We start from the raw sequence: 18,158 nt of genomic DNA on the forward strand, positions 1-18,158 counted from the left end.
GGCACCTCCCCGGTCCAGCGTAGTCAGGCGTCGCGGTTCTTGAGCTGGACGTACGCGCCGATCAGCAGGACCGTCACGAACCCGACCAGCAGCCCGAACCCCACCGCCTCCGGCAGCTCGGACTTCCCGGAGACGGCCTGGAGCGCGGCCATGCTCGGCCAGTAGACGCCGATGAGATCGCGCAGGAAGCCGGGCGAGGCCCCGGCCATGACGGGAAGCAGGAGGAAGGCGGTGCTGACGTTCACGGCGGGGGCCGTGCCGCGCAGGAGGACACCCAGTGACAGGCCGAACAGCGCCAGGAGCGTCAGCACGAGCGGCCCGAGCAGCAGCAGCCGCAGCGCGGCGGAATCGGCCGGCATGACGGACGGCGCCCCGCCCGCGGACAGCGTCATCTGGCTCGTCACGAACATCAGCCACACCGCGGCCACGCTCACCGGCAGCGCGGCCAGCACCGTCATGCCGCACTTGGCCGCCAGCAGCCGGCTGCGGCTGCTCACGGCGGCCAGGCTGGCCCGCATCGTGCCGGAACCGTACTCGGAGGAGGCCACCAGCACGCCCAGCGCCGCCACCAGGAGCTGCACGATGAACACTCCGCGCATGCCCAGGTCCAGCGGCTGGAAGTCCAGCCGCTCCTGCGCCGTGGCCGTGGCGTACTCCTTGGCGGCCGTGCTGCTGAACAGCCACCCCAGCAGCGCCGCGACGGCGGCGGTCGCCAGAGACAGCACCATGGTGGACCGGATGCTGCTGAACTTGGTCCACTCCGCCCTCAGCACCCCCGCGTCGATCATCGCGCCACCCCGTACTCGACGCTCTCCCTGGTGAGCTCCATGAACGTCTCCTCCAGTGACGTGCGGCGCGGGGCCAGCTCGAACAGCGGCACGCCCTCGGCCGCCGCCAGCCGCCCGACGTCGGGCGCCGTCATGCCGGTGACCAGCAGCTCGTCGTCGCCGCTGGGCTGGACGTGGGCGCCGGACAGCTCCAGGCGCCGCGCGAAGGAGGCCGCGTCCGGCGTGCGTACGACCACCGCCGCCCCGCCCTCGGTGAAGTCGCCGATGTCGCCCTCCGCGATGAGCCGGCCCTTGCCGATCACCACGAGGCGGTCCGCCGTCAGCGCCATCTCGCTCATCAGGTGGCTGGACACCAGAACGGTGCGCCCCTCCGCGGCCAGCCCGCGGATGAGCGTGCGGATCCACAGGACGCCTTCGGGGTCCAGGCCGTTGACCGGCTCGTCGAGCATCAGCACCGGCGGGTCCCCCAGCAGGGCCGCGGCGATGCCCAGCCGCTGCCCCATGCCCAGCGAGAACCCGCCCGCCTTCCTGCCCGCCACCGCCGTGAGCCCGACCAGGTCGAGCACCTCGGCGACGCGGAGGTCGGGGATGGCGTTCGTCTGGGCGAGGTAGAGCAGGTGCTTGTACGCGCTGCGCCTCGGGTGCACGGCCTGCGCCTCCAGCACCGAGCCGATCTCGCGCAGCGGATGGCGCAGCTCGTGGTGGGCGCGGCCGTTGATCGTGGCGGCGCCGGAGGTGGGCAGGTCGAGGCCGAGGATCATGCGCATCGTGGTGGTTTTTCCCGCGCCGTTCGGGCCCAGGAAGCCCGTGACGAGGCCGGGCCGTACCGTGAAGGTGAGATCGTCCACGGCGAGCACGTCGCCGTGGCGTTTGGTCAGTCCATCGAGCTGGATCATGGGTCCAGCGTGCGGCGGGCGGTTGGAGGAGTTCTGGGGAGTCTGTGAGTTCTCTGTGAGCCGGGGCGGCCCCACGTGGGCCGGCGCGGCGCCGCCCGCAGCCGATTCACAGAGAACTCTTAGGAGAGCGCCTGCCGGACGCGCGCGGCCAGCTCCTCCGCCTGCGCCCGCGTCCAGGGGATGAGGCCGTTCTCGGACATGAGCGCGTGGTACTGCTGCTTCTCGTACGGCGTGCCCGGCGGGAGCGGGGCCACGTGCCAGTGCAGGTGCGCGTTGCCCTGCCGGCTGCCGAGGGAGAGCAGGTACGTGCGCTCCGACGGGACGACCGCCTCGACGGCCAAGGCCACCTTCCTGACCACGCGCATGAGGGCGAGGTAGGCGTCCTCGTCGAGGTCGCGTACGACGTGCTCGACGTGCTGCTTCGGGCTCACCAGGAGGTAGCCGGGGAGGGTGGGGTAGCGCGAGAGGAAGGCCAGGTGGTGCTCGTCCTCGTAGACGATCTGCTCGTGGTCGTAGGCCGGGTCACCGGCGACTATGGCGCAGATGAAGCACGGGCTCGACTTCACGCGGGCTTCGTAAGCCTGGACGTCGAAGGGCACGTTCCTTTCAAGATCCATCCCACGATGATGCCACCCAGCAGCGCGGCCGGCGCGCCCGTCCTGCACCACCAGCGCCGTCCCCAGCCGCCACCACTCACCGTCGCCGATCGCCGCCGGGTCCCACATCAAGGCGGGCTCCAGGCCGGGGCTCGCGAACTGGAGGAGGCTGGGGACCGCCGTGATCACGAAGACCGCGGCCGTGGGCGTACGGGCTTGAACATGGCGTTCAGCCTCGCCCAACGGCTCTGAACAGGGCAGTGTCCTATGTACGAGGCTGAATGGTGACAGATGTCAGGCCGCGACCTCGGCGGGCTCGCGGTCCGCGAGCGGGACGGCCGGGGTGATCGCGGCCGGCTCGCCGCGGGGGAGGAGGCGGGAGGCGGCGGCGATCAGCACGCCCAGGACGACCCCGATGCCGAGCGCGGTACGCAGCGACGTGGCGTCCGACATGAAGCCGATCACGACGGGCCCGAGCAGCAGACCGGCGTACCCCATGGCGCCGGCCTGGGCGATGGCCGGCCCCGGGGTGTCGGTCGCGGTGCCCGCCAGCGACAGGGTCAGCGGCGAGATCGTCGCCACGCCGAGCCCGACGAAGAACATCGCGAACACCGCCACCAGCGCCGCCGGCGCCAGCAGCACCACCGCGAAGAACCCGGCCGTCGCCACCCCGGAGACGGTCAGCATGCCCCGGACGCCGAACCTGGTCCGCAGCCGGTCACCGGTGAGCCTGGCGATCAGCATGCCCGCCTCGAACACCGGGTAGCCGAGGGCGGCCAGCGCCTCGGGAGCGCCCAGCTCGTCGCGCATGTAGAGGCCGTTCCAGTCGGCGACCGTGCCCTCGACCATGAACGCGAAGAACATGATCGCGCCCAGCAGGTAGACGATCGGCGGCATGCGCCGGCGCGCCGCCGCAGCGGTCTCGGCCGCCGGGGGCTCGGGCAGGTACGTACGGCCGATGACGACCATGACGGGCAGCGAGACCAGGCCGATCAGCGCCACGTTGGCGGTGAACGGCAGCCCCACGGCGATCGCCAGGCTGCCCAGCGCGCCCGCCGAGATGGCGCCCACGCACCAGCCCGCGTGCATGCCGTTCATCAGCGGCCGGCCGTACGCCTGCTCGACCGTGGAGCCCTGGGCGTTCATGGCCACGTCCACGGTGCCGAACGCCATGCCGAAGAACGCCACGGCCACCAGGAGCAACGGGAGGTTCGGGGCGAAGGCCACGGCCACGAGTCCCAGCGCGGTGAGTGGCCCGCCGATCCGCAGCACCGCCCTGCTGCCCGCACGAGCCATGATCCGGCGCATGGACTGCATGGTCAGCAGCGCGCCCAGGCCCCACACGAGCAGCACGGCGCCGATCGTCGACTCGGACAGGCCGAGCTTGTCGGTCATCGCCGGAATACGCACCGTCATGGTGCCCACCATGAGTCCAGCCAGCACAAACGTCAGGACCGCCCCGTAGCGGGCGCCTCTCAGCGCGCGGGTCATGACTTAACACCTCACAAATTTCTGCACTATTTCGCCATGTTCAGGTCTCGCCGCCACGGCTTGATCAGGGAGTGGGCGCGCTCGGCCGTTCTGCCCGAGCGGCGCGCGGGATCGGGCCCTCGACGGCGTACGTCGAGCGGGGAGCAGGCGGATGCCGTCCAGCCGGCCGAAAGGCGCGGTCGTGGGGCGCCGTCGTGGGGCGCCGCGCACCGGGCGCGCGCCGAGGGGCAGGGGGATCAGGAAGGGGGTAGGAGCAGCGCTTTCATCCGAGTCTCAAGAGCCCGGAGGTCGTCCTCGGTGTTCAGCTCCGGGTCGTGGCTGGCCACGTCCCAGAGCCCCTCACACGCCAGTCGTACGATCTGCGAGGCTCGCGGATCCGGCTCCTCGCCCAACCCCTCGCGATGCCAGCGGGCCATCGCCTCGCGCAGCGGCGCGAGCAGGAAGAGGTTGCCCGAAGCGCCCGTGACCACGGCCCATCGTCGCAGCCGCCCGGAGCGGACGGCGGCCAGCGTGGCGTGCAGGTAGCGCTCGGTGTAGGTCTCTCCGGGCTGCGCGGCCATGAGCTGGTCGAAGTCCTCGATCAGGCGCTCCACCATGCCCTTGATCAGGGCCTCTTTGGTGCCGTAGTGGTAGAGCAGCCCGCCCTTGCTGACGCCCGCCCGGTCCGCCACGGCGGCCAGGGTGAGCGCGGACGAGCCATGATCGCAGAGGAGGTCCTCCGCCGCATCCAAAAGCTCGTCTCTTCGCATGCCACCACTGTACCGTCCGGACGGTACAGTGGCAAACGAGATACGCTGATCGGGTGACCAGACCGTCGGCCTATCTTGACCATGCGGCTACCACGCCCATGCTGCCCGAGGCGATCGAGGCCATGACGGAGCAGCTCAAACGCGTCGGCAACGCCTCCTCGCTGCACGCGGCGGGCCGCCGGACGCGGCGGGTGGTCGAGGAGGCGCGCGAGACGATCGCCGACGCGCTCGGCGCGCGGCCCAGCGAGGTCGTGTTCACCTCGGGCGGCACCGAGGCCGACAACCTCGCGATCAAGGGCCTCTACTGGTCGCGCCGCCCGCGGCGGCGCGTGCTGCTCAGCTCCGTGGAGCACCACGCCGCGCTCGACCCCGCCCACTGGCTGGCCGACAGCCAGGGCGCCGAGGTCGACCTGCTCGACGTCGACGCGTACGGCCGGGTCCACCCCGAGACGCTGCGCGCGGCCATCGAGCGCGACCCCGACGACGTGGCCATGATCAGCATCATGTGGGCCAACAACGAGGTCGGCACGGTCCAGCCGGTCCACGTGCTGGCGGCCATCGCCCACGACCACGGCATCCCGTTCCACACCGACGCGGTGCAGGCGGTGGGGCAGTTGCCCGTGTCGTTCTCGGGCTCGGGGGTCGACGCGCTCACGCTGACCGGCCACAAGGTCGGCGGCCCGATGGGGGCCGGCGCGCTGCTGCTGGCCAGAGGGCTGACGCCGGTCTCCGTGCAGCACGGCGGAGGCCAGGAGCGCGACGTGCGCTCCGGCACGCTCGACGCGCCCGCCATCGCCGGGCTGGCCGCCGCCGTCGGCGCCGCCGTCAAGGAGCAGGAGGCCCTGGCCCGCCGCCTGACGTCGCTGCGCGACGAGCTCATCCAGCGGGTCCGCCAGGCCGTCCCCGACGTGGTGCTCAACGGCGACCCGGCCGACCGGCTGCCCGGCAACGCCCACTTCTCCTTCCCCGGCTGCGAGGGAGACGCGCTGCTCATGCTGCTCGACGCCAAGGGCGTGGAGTGCTCCACGGGGTCGGCGTGCTCGGCGGGCGTGGCGCAGCCGTCCCACGTGCTGCTGGCCATGGGGGCCGACGCGGCGGCGGCGCGGGGCTCGCTGAGGTTCACGCTGGGCCACACCTCGACCCGCGACGACGTCGACCGCCTGATCGAGGTGCTGCCCGCCGCGGTCGAGCGCGCCCGCCGCGCCGGCCTCAGCTGAGGTCAGGTCAGGAAGGCCACCACGGCTGACCAGGAAGGGTCGGCGGCCACGTCAACCCGGGGCTCGCCCTCCTCCCAGCTCACGATCAGCTCCTTGGCGTGGATCGCCGCGTCGCCGGTCGGGTCGGCGTACACGTGGATGATCCGATGCCCCTCGGCGCTCATGTGCGCCGCCAGCACCGCGTCGTCGCGCAGCTTGAGCAGCCGCGCGGCCAGCCGCTCCTCGAAGTCGCGCAGCGCCGTCAGCGAGTCGCCGACCGGCAGGCCGTTCTCGTCGCGGTGCGTGTACGGCAGCGTGATCGCGATGTGCTGGTCGAACAGCGGATAGTCCACCGGCCGCAGCGGGTGGCGGGCCGTGGCGACCAGCGGCGCGCCGCCGCCGGTCTGCCCTTCCAGCAGCAGCCACTCCTCCTCGGTGTAGCCCGAGGCCACGTCGGCGACCACGGCGGGCAGGTGGGCGGCCGCCACGGAGTCGATCGGCTGGAACGTGGCGGGCGTGATCTCCCCGACCCACCTGGCCACGTCGTCCTCGCCGAGCAGCCAGTCGAGGGCCAGCAGCGTGGCCTCCATCCGGGTGTCCTCGTCCAGCTCGCCGAAGATCGGGTGGTACGCGGACACGTCGACCCGCGGCTGGTCCCTCGGCACCCGCAGCCCCAGCATCAGCTTGTCGAGCGCGAACTCGAAGCCCCCGACGTCCAGCGTCAGATCCATGGCCTGCGGATTGGCCTGCCGCGAGGGGTGGTACTCCCACAGCATGTCGGACGGCGGCGCCGCCTTGGCCCAGCGGTGCGCGAGCGAGCGCAGCTCGGGGTCGCCCGCCGCGGTCACCACCAGGGCGTGCGCGGCCTCCTTGCCCGGGGCCACCTCCCAGACCAGGCTCGGGTGGATCGCGGCGGCCGCCGGGGCGAGCTGCTCCTCCAGCCCTTCGACGTCGCCGTTCGCGACCAGGGAGTCGAGTCCCGGCCTGGACTCCTGCCACCACGCCCAGAATTCGGCGATCCCGTCGCCGGCCTCTTCGTCTGCGCCCTTGCGCCCGAACAGTCGCATGGCCTGAATACTCGCAGACCCCGGCCATGGTCGCGCACTCCCGCGCGGACAGTACGCTGGAACGGTCATGGGACTGCGTGTGCTTGCCGCCATGTCGGGCGGCGTCGACTCCGCCGTGGCCGCCGCTCGGATCGCCGAGGCCGGTCACGACGTCACTGGTGTGCACCTCGCTCTGTCGGCCAACCCCCAATCCCACCGCACGGGCGCGCGGGGCTGCTGCACGATCGAGGACTCGCGCGACGCGCGTCGCGCCGCCGACGTGATCGGCATCCCCTTCTACATCTGGGACATGGCCGAGCGCTTCCAGCGCGACGTGGTGGAGGACTTCGTGTCCGAATACGCCGCGGGCCGCACACCCAACCCGTGCCTGCGGTGCAACGAGAAGATCAAGTTCGCGGCGGTGCTCGACCGGGCGCTGGCCCTGGGCTTCGACGCCGTCGCCACCGGCCACCACGCCAAGCTGGTCGACGGCGTGCTGTCCAGGAGCCCCGACCAGGGCAAGGACCAGTCGTACGTGCTCGGGGTGCTCACCCGGGAGCAGCTCAGCCACGCGATCTTCCCGCTGGGCGACTCGACCAAGGCCCAGGTGCGCGAGGAGGCCGCCAGGCGCGGCCTGACCGTCGCCGACAAGCCCGACAGCCACGACATCTGCTTCATCGCCGACGGCGACACCCGCGGCTTCCTGGCCCAGCGGCTCGGTGCGGCCGAGGGTCCCATCCTCGACCAGAGCGGGGAGGTCGTCGGCAGCCACCAGGGCGCCCACGGCTTCACGGTCGGCCAGCGCAAGGGCCTGCACATCGACCGCCCGGCGGCCGACGGCCGGCCCCGCTACGTGCTGTCGATCGAGCCGGTGTCCAACACGGTCACGGTCGGCCCGCGTTCTGCCCTGGAGGTCACCTCGATCACGTGCGGCAGCCCGGTGTGGAACGGCCCGGCCACGGTCGAGGACCTGACCGTGCAGCTGCGGGCGCACGGAGAGGTGTACGGGTGCCGCTTCGCGGAGATCGACGGCGGCGTCCGCATCGACCTCGACCGCCCGGCCACCGGGGTGGCGGCGGGCCAGGCGGCCGTGCTCTACTCCGGCGACACCGTGATCGGCTCGGCGACGATCGTCGCCGCTAGCTGAGCGTCACCGACTCGCCGACCGCCAGGCGGCGGATGTCGGCGCTCTGGTGCTCCGACTCCATCTTCAGCCAGTTGTCCACCAGGCCGAGGCCGATGTCGTTGTACAGGCCGTCATGGGTGGAGAACGCCCTCGCCGGGCGGATCTCGCGGAGATATCCGACCATGTCGCTGAGCTTCAGCCAGGGCGCGCCGGTCGGCACCAGCAAGGTGGGCACGTCCACGCCCGGGACCGTCAAGGCGTCACCCGGGTAAAAGATCTCGTCCTCGACAAGGAACCCGACATTCTGGACGACGGGCACGTCGGGGTGGTTCTTGGCGTGCCACTCGCCGAAGGCCCGCACGCGGAAACCGGCCGCCTCGAACGCGTCGCCGTGCCGTACCACCTGGACCTTCTGAGGAACGTCCGTCAGATCCGCGGCCACGCCCTCGCAGGTGTAGATCTCCAGGGTGGGCGGCGCGGCCTTCAGCTTGTCGACGTCCACGTGGTCGAAGTGCTCATGGGTGATCAGGACCGCGTCGGCGCCGTCGAGCACCGGTCCGTTGCTGAACGTCCCGGGGTCGATGATCAGGATCTTGCCGTTCTTCTCCACGCGTACACAGGCGTGCTCGTGTTTCGTCAGCTCCATTCCGCAGAGCCTACGCTTGTCCCCATGTCAACGTGGGAAGCCACCGGAGTCGGCTCGCACCCGGGCGAGGACCATCTCGAGGCGATCAGGGTCGTGTTCGGAGAGGTGCCCGGACTGCCGTACCTGCCCGAACTGCCGGCCAGGGGCGTCGGCGCCGACATGATCGGCAGGACGGCCGGGCTGCTCGTCGAGCTGCCCGTCGAGGTGCAGCCCTCCGGGTGGCGGCTGACCGATCGGCCGGGGCGTGACCACCAGCGGGCCGTCGATCATCTGCGGCGGGATCTCGACGGGCTGGAGGAGGTCGGCCACGACTACTCCGGGCCGCTCAAGCTGCAGGTCTGCGGCCCGTGGACGCTGGCCGGGTCGATCGAGCTGAAGCACGGCGACAAGATGCTCTCCGACGCGGGGGCCGTCCGCGATCTGACCGCCTCGCTGGCGCAGGGGGTCGCCGACCACTGCGCCGACGTGCGGCGGCGGCTGCCCGGGGTGACGGAGATCGTGCTGCAGCTCGACGAGCCGGGGCTGCCCGGCGTGCTGGCGGGGACCGTGCCGACGGCGTCGGGGTTCGGACGGCTGCCGGCGGTCGAGGAGTGGCGGGTGGAGGAGTCCATGCGCGCCTTCGACGCCCCGATCGTGCACTGCTGCGCGCCGTCCGTGCCCTTCGACCTGCTGCGCAGGGCCGGGGTGCGCGGCGTGTCGGTGGACGCCTCGCTGCTGCGGCGCAAGGACGAGGACTCCGTCGGGGATGCCGTCGAGGCGGGGCTGCGGTTCCTGCTGGGGGTCGTGCCCGGCAGGGACGTCCGGCTGCCGGGCGTCGGGGCGGTCGCCAAACCGGCGCTGGACCTGTGGCGGCGGCTCGGGTTCGCGCCCGACCGGCTGGCCGAGCAGGTCGTGCTGACCCCGGCGTGCGGGCTGGCCGGGGCGTCGCCCGCCTACGCCCGCGCTGCCCTGGCGGCCTGTCGGAAGGCGGCCCAGGTGCTCAGGGAGGACCCGGAGGCGGGGCCGCAGGGCGGGTGAGCCGAGCGTCGATTGTCAGTGTTCGGCGGTAGCGTTTGCACAGGTTGGCGTATGGAAGGGGACCCTACGGTGAGTGAGACAGGCGCCGAGGTCGCGGGTGTGCCAGTGGCCGCGCTCAAGCGGCATGCCGAGCTGAGCGAGCTGGTCGACGAAGCTCGCTGGCGCTACTACGTGCTCGACCAGCCGACGGTCAGCGACGCCCAGTTCGACGGGTGGTTCAGGGAGCTGCTCGCGCTGGAGGAGTCGCATCCGTCGCTCCAGACGCCCGAGTCGCCGACGCAGAAGGTCGGCGCCCCCGTGTCGGGCGACTTCGCCAAGGTCCAGCATCTCAACCGGATGGAGAGCCTCGACAACGCCTTCAACGAAGCCGACATGGCCGCCTGGATGCAGCGGGCCGAGCGGCTGGCCGAGGGCGATCCGGGGCCCTACCTCTGCGAGCTCAAGATCGACGGGCTGGCCATCGCGCTGGTCTACCGCGACGGCAGGCTGGAGCGCGGGGCGACCCGCGGCGACGGGCGCACGGGCGACGACGTGACGGACAACGTGCGCACGATCAAGGGCGTGCCCCACCGGCTCACGGGCGACGACGTCCCCAGCCTGGTCGAGGTGCGCGGCGAGGTCTACATCCCGGTCGAGGACTTCAAGAAGCTCAACGAGCAGCTCGTCGAGCAGGGCAAGACGCCCTTCGCCAACCCGCGCAACTCCGCGGCCGGCACGCTGCGGCAGAAGGACCCGCGCGTCACGGCCCAGCGGCCGCTGCGGATGCTGGTGCACGGCATCGGCGTCTGGGAGGGCTCGGCCGTGCCGAGCGCGCAGTCCGACGTGTACGACCGGCTGCGGGAGTTCGGGCTGCCGGTCAGCGATCTCTACCGGGTGGTGCCGGGGCTCACCGAGGTCAACGAGTTCATCGAGCACTACCGCGTGCACCGGCACGATCCCCCGTACGAGATCGACGGGGTGGTCGTGAAGGTCGACGACTTCCGCACGCAGCGGGAGCTGGGCTCCACGTCGCGGGCGCCGCGCTGGGCGATGGCGTACAAATACCCGCCGGAAGAGGTCAACACCAAGCTGCTCGACATCCAGGTGGGCGTCGGCCGCACGGGGCGGGTCACGCCGTACGCGGTGATGCGGCCCATCGTGGTGGCGGGCTCGACCGTCGAGCGGGCCACGCTCCACAACGCCGCCATCGTGGTCAAGAAGGGCGTGCTCATCGGCGACACCGTGGTGCTGCGCAAGGCGGGCGACGTCATCCCCGAGATCGTCGGGCCGGTGACGGCGCTGCGCGACGGGTCGGAGCGCGAGTTCGTCATGCCCACCCACTGCCCGGAGTGCGGCACCGAGCTGGCGTACGAGAAGGAGGGCGACGCCGACCTGCGCTGCCCCAACGCGCGCGGCTGCCCCGCCCAGATCCGCGAGCGCATCTACTTCGCGGCCGGGCGGCGCGCGCTCGACATCGACGGGCTCGGCTACGTCGCGGCCACCGCGCTCACCCAGCCGCTGCCGCCCCAGCAGCCCGTGGTGCGCACCGAGGCCGACCTGTTCGACCTGACGCTGGAGCAGCTGCTGCCGATCAAGTCGGTCGTTCGCGACCAGGACTTCGGCCTGCCCAAGATCGACCCCAAGACCGGCGAGGACAAGGTCGTCACCTTCTTCTCCAACATCGACGGCGAGGCCAGCCAGAACGCGCTGCAGCTCATCGAGGAGCTGAAGCGGGCCAAGCAGACGCCGCTCGCCAACCTGCTGGTCGCCCTGTCGATCCGGCACATCGGCCCGCCGACCGCCCGCGCGCTGGCCGACGAGATGCGCTCGATCGACCGCATCATGAACGCCTCGGAGGAGGAGCTGGCCGCCGTCGAGGGCATCGGGCCCCGGGTGGCGGCCACGATCCGGGAGTGGTTCTCGGTCGACTGGCACCGGGAGATCATCGAGCGGTGGCGGGCCGCCGGGGTGCGGATGGAGGACGAGCCCGCGCCGGAGAAGGGGCCGCAGACGCTCGAAGGGCTGACGTTCGTGGTGACGGGGACGCTGGAGGGCTACACCCGCGACTCGGCGGCCGACGCGATCACCAGCCGGGGCGGGAAGGTGTCGGGGTCGGTGTCGAAGAAGACGTCGTTCCTGGTGGTGGGGGAGAACGCGGGGTCGAAGTACGACAAGGCGGTGAGCCTCGGGGTGCCGATCCTGGACGGGACCGGCTTCGAGGTGCTGCTGACGAACGGCCCGGAGGCGGCCGCGGAGGCCGCGGAGGCCGCGGTAACCCCGGAAGCCTGACGTCGCTCCGTCGGCGCGCGGGGTGCGGGGTGGGCCGGTGGGGTGGGCCGGTGTCCCGTGGTTGGGCGGCGATGGGGCGCGGCGTTGGCATTGCGCGCCGCGTCGGTGCGGTGCGGGCGTTTGCGGGGTTGTGCGGGGAGTGTAGGCGGTTTGCTACCTAGGGTGGTTTTTGGGTATATGTCGGAAAGGAGAAGTGACGGAACGTACGCGCTTGGTTTCGCGAAGTGGGGTGAAGGCCGTACCCTCCCATAGTGACCTAATGGGGGTTCTGTTACCGATGACTGACCCAACCGACACCCGCGACACCGGACCACGCGTCGGCACGCCGCTCTGGGCATTCCTCGCGGGCGTAACCGTGATCGGCTTCACCGCACTTGTGGTGGCCATACTGAGGCTGGACGTAACCGGGCTGGTGGAGCTGGGCCGCACGCCGCTGTTCTGGGTGCTGTCGGTGCTGGTGATCCTGGGCGAGCTGCGGCCCGTGATGGTGTCGTCCGCCACCTCGGTGGGTGGCACGTACCCCTCCGCCATGTTCACCTTCGCCGTCCTCCTGCACCTGGGGCTGCCCGTCGCGGTGCTCATGCAGGCCGTCGCCGTCGCCATGAACGGGGTGGTGACGCGCAAGGCGTGGCATCGGGTCATGTTCAACATCGCGCAGTCGACGCTCGCGCTCACCGCGGCGGCCGTGGTGCTGGGGATGTTCGGGATCGCGCCGAGCCCGGCCGTGCCCTGGATGCCGGACGGGTCGGACCTGCCGGCCATCGCACTGGCCGGGGTCGCGTACTTCGTCACCAGGGCCGCTCTCGTGTGCGGCGCGGTCGCGTTGCACGAGCGGCGCTCGATCACGCGGGTGTTCAGGGTCACGGTCGTCCCGCAGAGCCTCGTGTACGTCGGGCTGCTCGGCTTGGCGCCCCTGGTCGTCGTGGCCATGGAGCATTCGCCCGGCATGGTGCCCCTGTTCGTCGCCCCGCTGGCCGCCGTCTACTTCACCGCCTCGCTCTCGATGCGCCGCGACCATCAGGCCCTGCACGACGAGCTGACCGGCCTGCCCAACCGCAAGATGCTCATCGTCAGCACGGAGGAGGCGCTGGCCGAGGCCCGGCAGGACGAGCGGGTGGGCCTGTTCCTCCTCGACCTCGACCGGTTCAAGGAGGTCAACGACACGATGGGGCATCCGGTGGGCGACCGGCTGCTGCAGATGGTGGCGCACCGGCTCACCCATTCCGTACGGCCCGGCGACGTCGTGGCGCGGCTGGGCGGTGACGAGTTCGCCGTGCTGCTGCCCTCGATCAGGGACGCCCACGCGGCCAGGGAGGTCGCGGCCCGGCTGCGGGCGGCGCTGTCCGAACCGGTCCGGCTGGAGGGCATGACCTTCGACGTCGACGGTTCTGTCGGGATCGCGCTCTATCCGGACCACGCCCCCGATTTCGAGCTGCTCCTGCAGCGGGCCGACGTGGCCATGTACCTGGCGAAGGAGGGGCGCACCGGGGTCGAGCTCTACCAGCCCGACAAGGACCGCAACTCTCCCGAACGCCTCAACCTCCTCGGCGACCTGCGCCGCGCCATCGACAGCCGCGAGTTGCGCCTGCACTTCCAGCCCAAGGTCAGCCTCGGCACGGGAGCGGTCCAGGGCGTCGAGGCGCTGCTGCGCTGGCGCCATCCGGTGCACGGGATGATCCCGCCGTCGGAGTTCGTCCCGCTGGCGGAGCAGTCGTACCTGATGCGGCCCCTCACGGCGTACGTCATCGAGGCGGCGCTGGAGCAGGCGGCCCGCTGGTGGCACACGGGGTTGCAGGTGCAGATCTCCGTCAACATCTCGGCCCGCGACCTGCTCGACTCGGCCCTGCCGGAGCAGTTGGAGGTCGGCCTGGCCGCCTCCGGGCTCCCGCCGGGGGCCATCCAGCTGGAGGTGACCGAGCGCATCCTGACGGGCGACCAGGCCTACACGCAGGAGACCATCAAGGCGCTGGCCGCGCTGGGCGTGCCGCTGGCGCTCGACGACTTCGGCACCGGCTACTCGTCGCTGATCAGGCTCCAGCGCCTGGCGGTGTCCGAGGTCAAGATCGATGCCTCGTTCGTCCGCCGGATCGCCGAGTCGGAGGACGACTACCGGATCGTGCGCTCGATCGTGGACCTGGTCCGCTCGCTCGGCCTGCGCTCGGTAGCGGAGGGCGTGGAGTCGGACGAGGTGGCCATGCGGCTGGACGAGATGGGGTGTGACATGGGGCAGGGGTGGCTGTTCGGACGGCCGATGCCCGCCGCCGACGCCACGGTCTGGCTCAGGGAGCACACCGGCGCCGGGCCCGGGATCGAGTACGGCTACCAGCCCGAGGTCAGCCGCTCGGCCTGACCCGGCAGCCGGCCGGGTGGCCTCGGCGGGCGCTTCCACAGCGCGCGCCGGAGCAGGTAGGCGGGCAGGAGCAGGGCGGCGAGCGAGAGGCCGGACAGCAGCAGCACGCCCGGCCAGTCGTAATGGCCCGGACGGAACACCTTGACGTCGTGGCCCGCGTCCAGGGCCGGCACGCGGTCGCCCTCGGACAGGTCGAGGGGCTCGTACCCGTAGATCCAGGCGTCCTGCCGGGTTCGCGCGGAGGACTCGAAGACGCCCTCCCAGCGGCACGGCCCGCGGCCCGAGCAGTCCAGGCCGGTCGCCGTGAAGGTGCCCATCGTGCCCTCGCCGTGCGCGGCGCGGTACTCCAGCCGGGCGGCGGACACGCTGGCGGCCGCCAGCAACACTCCGGCGACGAGCACCAGAGGCATCGTCACCACGATGAGCACCACGAGGCATCCCGCGCCGCAGCCGTTCCGCTCCACAGCCGACCCCCTGTTCCCGACCGGATAACGAGCGGGCGTAGGAGAAGGTTCGTTTCGGGGCGGTTAATCGGTTCGGGGGTGCCACGTCAAGCCCCCTAGGATGGCATTGTCCAAAGACTCCATCCACGAAACGGGTTCAACGACTCATGTCCGCCATAACCCGCGACGAGGTCGCACACCTGGCCCGGTTGTCCAGGCTGGCGCTCACCGACGACGAACTCGACCACTACGCCACCCAGCTCGATGCCATCATCGAGTCGGTCGCGAAGGTGGCTGAGGTCGCCGCCGAGGACGTGCCGCCATCGTCGCACGCGCTTCCGCTGACCAATGTCTTCCGTGCCGACGAGGTACGACAGTGCCTGACGCCTGAGCAGGCGCTCTCCGGCGCGCCCGCCGTCGAGGACGACCGCTTCCGGGTGCCGCGCATCCTCGGGGAGGAGGCATGAGTGAGCGTAGCGAGCGAACAATCAAGCACAGCTCTGTCAGGCTCATGTGCCCGACGAAGGAGGGCGCATGAGTCTCATTCGTAAGACCGCCGCCGAGCTGGGATCGATGATCGCCGGTGGCGAGGTGTCGTCCGTCGAGGTGGCCGAGGCGCATCTCGACCGCATGGCCGAGGTCGAGCCCAAGGTCCAGGCGTTCCTCCACATCGATCGCGAGACGACGCTGGAGCAGGCGCGGGCCGTCGACGCCCGGCTGAGGGCGGGCGAGAAGCTCGGCCCGCTGGCCGGTGTGCCGATCGCCCACAAGGACATCTTCACCACGCGTGACATGCCGACCACGGCCGCGTCCAAGATCCTCGAAGGCTGGCGCCCGCCGTACGACGCGACGGTCACCGCGCGGCTGCGCGAGGCGGGGCTGGTCTTCCTCGGCAAGACCAACCTGGACGAGTTCGCCATGGGCTCCTCCACGGAAAACTCGGCCTACCAGATCACCCGCAACCCGTGGGACCTGACGAAGATCCCGGGCGGCTCGTCGGGCGGCTCCAGCGCCGCCGTGGCCGCGTACGAGGCGCCGCTGTCCACGGGCACCGACACGGGCGGCTCCATCCGGCAGCCGGCCTCGGTGACCGGCATCGTGGGGATGAAGCCGACTTATGGTGGCTCGTCCCGCTACGGGCTCATCGCGTTCGCCAGCTCGCTCGACACGCCGGGCCCGTTCGCCCGCAACGTGCTCGACGCGGCGCTGCTGCACGAGGCGTTCTCCGGGCACGACCCGATGGACTCCACCTCGATCGACGCGCCCGTGCCGAGCGTGGTCGAGGCCGCGAAGAACCCCGACATCGCCGGCCTGCGGATCGGCGTCGTCAAGGAGTTCTCCGGCGAGGGCTACCAGGCCGGCGTGCTGGCCCGCTACCACGAGGCCGTGCAGCTCCTGGAGTCGCTCGGGGCCAAGGTCGTCGAGGTCTCCTGCCCGTCGTTCACGACCGCGCTGCCCGCGTACTACCTGATCGCGCCGTCGGAGTGCTCGTCCAACCTGGCGCGCTTCGACGCCATGCGCTACGGCCTGCGCGTCGGCGACGACGGCACCCGCAGCGCCGAGGAGGTCATGGCGCTGACCAGGGCCGCCGGGTTCGGTCCCGAGGTCAAGCGGCGCATCATGCTCGGCACGTACGCGCTGTCGAGCGGCTACTACGACGCCTACTACGGCCAGGCGCAGAAGGTGCGCACGGTCATCTCCCGCGAGTTCGAGGCCGCCTACCACCAGGTCGACGTGCTGGTGTCGCCGACCACGCCGACCACGGCGTTCTCGATCGGCGAGCGTGCCGACGACCCGATCGCGATGTACCTCGCCGACCTGTGCACCATCCCGTCCAACCTGGCGGGCAACGCGGCCATGTCGGTGCCGGTCGGCCTGGCCGACGAGGACAACCTGCCGGTCGGCCTGCAGATCATGGCGCCGGTCCTGGCCGACGACCGCTGCTACCGCGTCGGTGCCGCCGTCGAGAAGGCCCTGGAGAGCCGCTGGGGCGGCCCGCTGCTGAAGGAGGCCCCGTCGCTATGACCATGGTCTATGACGAAGCGCTCGACCGGTTCGAGCCGGTGCTCGGCCTGGAGACGCACGTCGAGCTGGGCACCAGGTCGAAGATGTTCTGCGGCTGCAAGACCGCCTTCGGCGCCCCGCCCAACACGCAAGTCTGCCCGACCTGCCTGGCGCTCCCCGGGTCGCTGCCGGTGGCCAACGCCCAGGCCATCGAGTCGACGATCCGCATCGGCCTGGCGCTGAACTGCTCGATCGCCGAGTGGTGCCGCTTCGCCCGGAAGAACTACTTCTATCCGGACATGCCGAAGAACTACCAGATCTCGCAGTACGACGAGCCGCTCTGCTTCGACGGCTACGTCGACGTCGAGATCGACGGCAAGACCGTGCGGATCGAGATCGAGCGGGTGCACCTGGAGGAGGACACCGGCAAGTCCACCCACGTGGGCGGCGCGACCGGGCGCATCCAAGGGGCCGACTACTCGATCGTCGACTACAACCGCGCCGGCATCCCGCTGGTCGAGATCGTGACCAAGCCCATCCCGGGCACCGACCGGCTCGCGCCCGAGGTAGCCAAGGCGTACGTCACCGAGCTGCGGGAGATCATGCGCTCCCTCGGCGTCTCCGACGTGCGCATGGAGGAGGGCTCGCTGCGCTGCGACGTCAACGTGTCGCTCATGCCGCGCGGCTCCCACGAGTGGGGCACCCGTACGGAGACCAAGAACGTCAACTCGCTGCGCAGCGTCGAGCGGGCCGTGCGGAGCGAGATCGAGCGCCAGGCCGGCGTCCTGGCCGACGGCGGGAAGATCATCCAGGAGACCCGGCACTTCCACGAGGACACCGGCACCACCACGTCCGGCAGGTCCAAGGAGGAGGCGCAGGACTACCGCTACTTCCCCGAGCCCGACCTGGTGCCGATCGCGCCCGACACCGCGTGGGTGGCGGAGCTGAAGGCGGCCCTGCCCGAGCTGCCGTCGGTCAGGCGCAAGCGGCTGCAGGCCGAGTGGGGGGTGTCCGACCTCGACATGCAGGCCATGCACAACGCCGACGCGTTCGACCTGGTCGAGGCCACGGTCGCGGCGGGAGCCCCGCCGGCGGACGCGCGCAAGTGGTGGATGGGCGAGCTGGCCAGGCGCGCCAACGAGACCGGCGCCGCGCTGGCCGACCTGCCCATCACCCCGGCGCAGATCGCCAGGGTGACCGAGCTGGTGGCCTCCGGAGCGCTCAACGACAAGCTGGCGCGCGAGGTCCTCGAAGGCGTGCTGGCCGGTGAGGGCGCGCCGGACGAGGTGGTCGAGAAGCGCGGCCTGCAGATCGTCAGCGACGAGGGCGAGCTGCTGGCCATCATCGACCAGGTGCTGGCCGCCAACGCCGACGCGGCCGAGAAGGTCAGGTCCGGCAAGATCGCCGCGGCCGGCGCCCTGGTGGGCGGCGTCATGAAGGCGAGCAGGGGCAAGGCCGACGCGGCCCGCGCCCGCCAGCTGATCCTGGAGAAGCTGGGCGTCTCCGAATAGACCGCCGAGGGCCTCGCCGTTCCGGCGGCGG

General features: G+C 71.4%; 16 protein-coding genes. 8 read left to right on the forward strand and 8 right to left on the reverse strand.

Annotated elements, in window-relative coordinates; all coding sequences use genetic code 11:
• Positions 1 to 23: 23 nt before the first annotated feature.
• From ACIBQ1_RS22225 to ACIBQ1_RS22245, 5 genes are all read right to left on the reverse strand, one after another.
• Positions 24 to 788 carry a hypothetical protein gene (locus ACIBQ1_RS22225; protein WP_397280096.1) on the reverse strand — a complete coding sequence of 255 codons (765 nt, stop codon included), beginning with the start codon at positions 786 to 788 and terminating at the stop codon, positions 24 to 26.
• The gene (locus ACIBQ1_RS22230; RefSeq protein WP_397280097.1) at positions 785 to 1,684 is read right to left on the reverse strand and encodes an ATP-binding cassette domain-containing protein; all 900 of its coding nucleotides are present in this window, start codon (positions 1,682 to 1,684) and stop codon (positions 785 to 787) included. The genes ACIBQ1_RS22225 and ACIBQ1_RS22230 overlap by 4 nt, the downstream gene beginning before the upstream one ends.
• Before the next feature lie 119 nt (positions 1,685 to 1,803).
• Positions 1,804 to 2,469: an HIT domain-containing protein gene (locus ACIBQ1_RS22235; RefSeq protein WP_397280098.1), complete on the reverse strand. Its 666-nt coding sequence runs from the start codon at positions 2,467 to 2,469 to the stop codon at positions 1,804 to 1,806.
• Positions 2,470 to 2,574: 105 nt separating this feature from the next.
• Entirely contained in the window at positions 2,575 to 3,771 is a 1,197-nt protein-coding gene (locus ACIBQ1_RS22240; protein WP_397280100.1) for an MFS transporter, read from the reverse strand.
• Positions 3,772 to 4,007: 236 nt separating this feature from the next.
• On the reverse strand, positions 4,008 to 4,520 hold the full coding sequence (locus ACIBQ1_RS22245; protein ID WP_397280101.1) for a TetR/AcrR family transcriptional regulator: 513 nt from the start codon (positions 4,518 to 4,520) through the stop codon (positions 4,008 to 4,010).
• 53 nt (positions 4,521 to 4,573) lie between these two features.
• Between ACIBQ1_RS22245 and ACIBQ1_RS22250 the strand changes: the two genes are divergently transcribed.
• Positions 4,574 to 5,737 carry a cysteine desulfurase family protein gene (locus tag ACIBQ1_RS22250; RefSeq protein WP_397280103.1) on the forward strand — a complete coding sequence of 388 codons (1,164 nt, stop codon included), beginning with the start codon at positions 4,574 to 4,576 and terminating at the stop codon, positions 5,735 to 5,737.
• 2 nt (positions 5,738 to 5,739) lie between these two features.
• Here ACIBQ1_RS22250 and ACIBQ1_RS22255 read toward each other — a convergent pair whose 3' ends face one another.
• The gene (locus ACIBQ1_RS22255; protein ID WP_397280105.1) at positions 5,740 to 6,783 is read right to left on the reverse strand and encodes a DUF695 domain-containing protein; all 1,044 of its coding nucleotides are present in this window, start codon (positions 6,781 to 6,783) and stop codon (positions 5,740 to 5,742) included.
• A 67-nt stretch (positions 6,784 to 6,850) separates the two neighbouring features.
• Here ACIBQ1_RS22255 and mnmA point away from each other — a divergent pair, with 67 nt between their 5' ends.
• Positions 6,851 to 7,909, forward strand: coding sequence for a tRNA 2-thiouridine(34) synthase MnmA (gene mnmA, locus ACIBQ1_RS22260; RefSeq protein WP_397280107.1), 1,059 nt, complete (start codon positions 6,851 to 6,853; stop codon positions 7,907 to 7,909).
• On the opposite strand, the gene ACIBQ1_RS22265 is transcribed toward mnmA, so the two are convergent.
• Positions 7,902 to 8,534, reverse strand: coding sequence for an MBL fold metallo-hydrolase (locus ACIBQ1_RS22265; RefSeq protein WP_397280108.1), 633 nt, complete (start codon positions 8,532 to 8,534; stop codon positions 7,902 to 7,904). The two genes, mnmA and ACIBQ1_RS22265, sit on opposite strands and share 8 nt — an antisense overlap.
• A 24-nt stretch (positions 8,535 to 8,558) precedes the next feature.
• On the opposite strand from ACIBQ1_RS22265, the gene ACIBQ1_RS22270 reads away from it, so the two are divergent.
• From ACIBQ1_RS22270 to ACIBQ1_RS22280, 3 genes are all read left to right on the forward strand, one after another.
• Positions 8,559 to 9,551: a methionine synthase gene (locus ACIBQ1_RS22270; protein WP_397280110.1), complete on the forward strand. Its 993-nt coding sequence runs from the start codon at positions 8,559 to 8,561 to the stop codon at positions 9,549 to 9,551.
• Positions 9,552 to 9,602: 51 nt separating this feature from the next.
• Complete coding sequence (ligA, locus tag ACIBQ1_RS22275) at positions 9,603 to 11,819, forward strand: NAD-dependent DNA ligase LigA (protein WP_397280112.1); 2,217 nt, start codon at positions 9,603 to 9,605, stop codon at positions 11,817 to 11,819.
• 277 nt (positions 11,820 to 12,096) lie between these two features.
• Positions 12,097 to 14,169: a putative bifunctional diguanylate cyclase/phosphodiesterase gene (locus ACIBQ1_RS22280; RefSeq protein ID WP_397280114.1), complete on the forward strand. Its 2,073-nt coding sequence runs from the start codon at positions 12,097 to 12,099 to the stop codon at positions 14,167 to 14,169.
• Here the strand turns inward: ACIBQ1_RS22280 and ACIBQ1_RS22285 are convergent.
• Complete coding sequence (locus ACIBQ1_RS22285; RefSeq protein ID WP_397280115.1) at positions 14,139 to 14,633, reverse strand: hypothetical protein; 495 nt, start codon at positions 14,631 to 14,633, stop codon at positions 14,139 to 14,141. The genes ACIBQ1_RS22280 and ACIBQ1_RS22285 overlap by 31 nt on opposite strands.
• 146 nt (positions 14,634 to 14,779) lie before the next feature.
• Between ACIBQ1_RS22285 and gatC the strand changes: the two genes are divergently transcribed.
• The 3 genes from gatC to gatB all read left to right on the forward strand — a co-directional run bounded on the left by gatC (position 14,780) and on the right by gatB (position 18,127).
• The gene (gene gatC, locus ACIBQ1_RS22290; protein ID WP_355380655.1) at positions 14,780 to 15,079 is read left to right on the forward strand and encodes an Asp-tRNA(Asn)/Glu-tRNA(Gln) amidotransferase subunit GatC; all 300 of its coding nucleotides are present in this window, start codon (positions 14,780 to 14,782) and stop codon (positions 15,077 to 15,079) included.
• Positions 15,080 to 15,146: 67 nt separating this feature from the next.
• On the forward strand, positions 15,147 to 16,637 hold the full coding sequence (gene gatA, locus ACIBQ1_RS22295; RefSeq protein ID WP_397280117.1) for an Asp-tRNA(Asn)/Glu-tRNA(Gln) amidotransferase subunit GatA: 1,491 nt from the start codon (positions 15,147 to 15,149) through the stop codon (positions 16,635 to 16,637).
• A gap of 2 nt (positions 16,638 to 16,639) precedes the next feature.
• Entirely contained in the window at positions 16,640 to 18,127 is a 1,488-nt protein-coding gene (gatB, locus tag ACIBQ1_RS22300; RefSeq protein WP_397280358.1) for an Asp-tRNA(Asn)/Glu-tRNA(Gln) amidotransferase subunit GatB, read from the forward strand.
• The last annotated feature ends 31 nt before the right edge of the window (positions 18,128 to 18,158 follow it).

The organism is Nonomuraea sp. NPDC050153 (genome assembly GCF_044460125.1).
Lineage (GTDB): Bacteria > Actinomycetota > Actinomycetes > Streptosporangiales > Streptosporangiaceae > Nonomuraea.

Excerpts from the sequence above, each read along its gene's own strand:
- ligA (WP_397280112.1), top strand. The coding sequence starts at position 9,603 with ATGGAAGGGGACCCTACGGTGAGTGAGACAGGCGCCGAGGTCGCGGGT.
- ACIBQ1_RS22280 (WP_397280114.1), top strand. The coding sequence starts at position 12,097 with ATGACTGACCCAACCGACACCCGCGACACCGGACCACGCGTCGGCACG.
- ACIBQ1_RS22265 (WP_397280108.1), bottom strand. The coding sequence starts at position 8,534 with ATGGAGCTGACGAAACACGAGCACGCCTGTGTACGCGTGGAGAAGAAC.
- ACIBQ1_RS22240 (WP_397280100.1), bottom strand. The coding sequence starts at position 3,771 with ATGACCCGCGCGCTGAGAGGCGCCCGCTACGGGGCGGTCCTGACGTTT.
- gatA (WP_397280117.1), top strand. The coding sequence starts at position 15,147 with ATGAGTCTCATTCGTAAGACCGCCGCCGAGCTGGGATCGATGATCGCC.
- mnmA (WP_397280107.1), top strand. The coding sequence starts at position 6,851 with ATGGGACTGCGTGTGCTTGCCGCCATGTCGGGCGGCGTCGACTCCGCC.
- ACIBQ1_RS22225 (WP_397280096.1), bottom strand. The coding sequence starts at position 788 with ATGATCGACGCGGGGGTGCTGAGGGCGGAGTGGACCAAGTTCAGCAGC.
- gatB (WP_397280358.1), top strand. The coding sequence starts at position 16,640 with ATGGTCTATGACGAAGCGCTCGACCGGTTCGAGCCGGTGCTCGGCCTG.
- ACIBQ1_RS22245 (WP_397280101.1), bottom strand. The coding sequence starts at position 4,520 with ATGCGAAGAGACGAGCTTTTGGATGCGGCGGAGGACCTCCTCTGCGAT.
- gatC (WP_355380655.1), top strand. The coding sequence starts at position 14,780 with ATGTCCGCCATAACCCGCGACGAGGTCGCACACCTGGCCCGGTTGTCC.
- ACIBQ1_RS22255 (WP_397280105.1), bottom strand. The coding sequence starts at position 6,783 with ATGCGACTGTTCGGGCGCAAGGGCGCAGACGAAGAGGCCGGCGACGGG.
- ACIBQ1_RS22270 (WP_397280110.1), top strand. The coding sequence starts at position 8,559 with ATGTCAACGTGGGAAGCCACCGGAGTCGGCTCGCACCCGGGCGAGGAC.
- ACIBQ1_RS22230 (WP_397280097.1), bottom strand. The coding sequence starts at position 1,684 with ATGATCCAGCTCGATGGACTGACCAAACGCCACGGCGACGTGCTCGCC.